At 37.5% G+C, this 1,506-nt stretch carries 2 protein-coding genes; both read right to left on the bottom strand.

The genetic code is table 11. From position 1 onward, the window contains the following. On the bottom strand, positions 1-551 hold a 551-nt coding region (locus CBI42_RS10775), incomplete at its 3' end, for a UPF0236 family transposase-like protein (RefSeq protein WP_179211400.1). Between the two features lie 49 nt (positions 552-600). Further along, a partial coding sequence (locus tag CBI42_RS10770) for a helical hairpin domain-containing protein (protein ID WP_373433759.1) occupies positions 601-1,506 on the bottom strand: 906 nt, incomplete at its 5' end.

Below are 1,506 nucleotides of genomic sequence, written 5' to 3'. Positions count from 1 at the left end.
AAATGGGCTAAGTCTGTATTGTGTCGTTCATCATTGCTTGATGTTGTCTTGATGAGCACACCATCTCCTTCCAGATAGATTTTATCTGCCTGGATTTTTTTCGGTTGCTCATCACCTCTAAAAAGCCGATAGCGTTCCCTCTCTGAAAAGAGTCTGCCTGCCATTTTTACAGACTTCAAAACAGCGTCCTTTGTTATCTCCAGGCGATAAGCCATCTTAACTGTTCGACAAACTTCACGGTAGGATAAAACAGAAGCGTGTTTTGCCATGTGAAAAATCAACTCAGGAGAATAACGCATATACTTTTCTAGACCTAGCCACTCATCTACAGGATAACAACTTTTCTTTCCTTTTCGCCAGCGATTCCTAGAGAAGGTCACCTCTCCAAATGTAAAAACAACTGTCCTCTCTGTACTATCTATCCGCTTATATCCCCTCAGTCTCATAAAGGGAGCAATCTGCTCGTCATAATCTCTTACTCGCTTCAGGAATTGCTGCTCACGTTTGCGATCTAGTTCTGCGACAAATTCTTTTTCATCAAATCTAAACATACTCTCTATTGTACTGAAATCAAGACTATATTGAAAACATCAGAAACTTCTACAAGACTTTTTCATCCTCAAATCGTCGGTCAACTTTCTCTTCACGACTACGCACGTGCTCCTTAATATCTCTATAATCTGTGTAATGTTTTAGAGTATCGTCAAAGAACTCTTGTAAGGCTCCTTTTTCAATTTGGAATTGTTTGATCAGTTGACTGACATCTTCCAGTCCCATATCTTTTGGAACTCCTAAATCATCCAATAGTTGTACTGCTGCAAGACTATTTTCTGGAGATTGTAGGATGGCTAAAAGTGCTCCTTCAATTTTATGATAACGTCCAAGTCGCTCATCTAGCTGTCTTAATTCCTCCTGAGTAGCCTCTATCTTTTCATTAAAACGATTCTCCAAATGTTGAAATTGTGCTCCATCTGTCACACCGTGCTCAACTAAGAAATTATATTCCTTAATCAGTTCACGCATAGAGGAAATTTGAGCGTTTTTAGTAACGAGTGTTTCGCCGTTTTGTTTGGCCAATTGCCTTGCGACAGTCAAACCCATCATGTACCTATTTTTTTGAGATTGATCAGGATTGAGAAAATAAAAATAGTCTTTCTCTTTGATATAGATGGTATAATTTCCATCCTCATTTTTATCAACTTTATGAGAAGGTATTAAAATGGTACCACTATTTAAAGCTCCCATATCCATCTGCACGTAAATGCCTTGCTTGCTTTCTTGCTCGACCTGCCAGGATTCCACTTCCAATTTCAATTCAAAATCATTTGCCGTTTTTTCTTTTGATTCTTGATATTGTTCTTTCAATTCCTCCACATCAAAAACTAACTGATTCTTAGAAATTCTCTCTTTTATTTTTTCAAGAGAATAGAGTCCTTTCTTTGATAATGTATCATCTCGGACATTTCTTTGTTGAGGCTGATCAAGTAATTTATACTTCACAAATTT

This window comes from Streptococcus sp. KR, from assembly GCF_002238115.1.
In the GTDB taxonomy this organism is placed as follows: Bacteria; Bacillota; Bacilli; order Lactobacillales; family Streptococcaceae; genus Streptococcus.
This window is presented reverse-complemented; position numbering and strand designations above follow the sequence as displayed.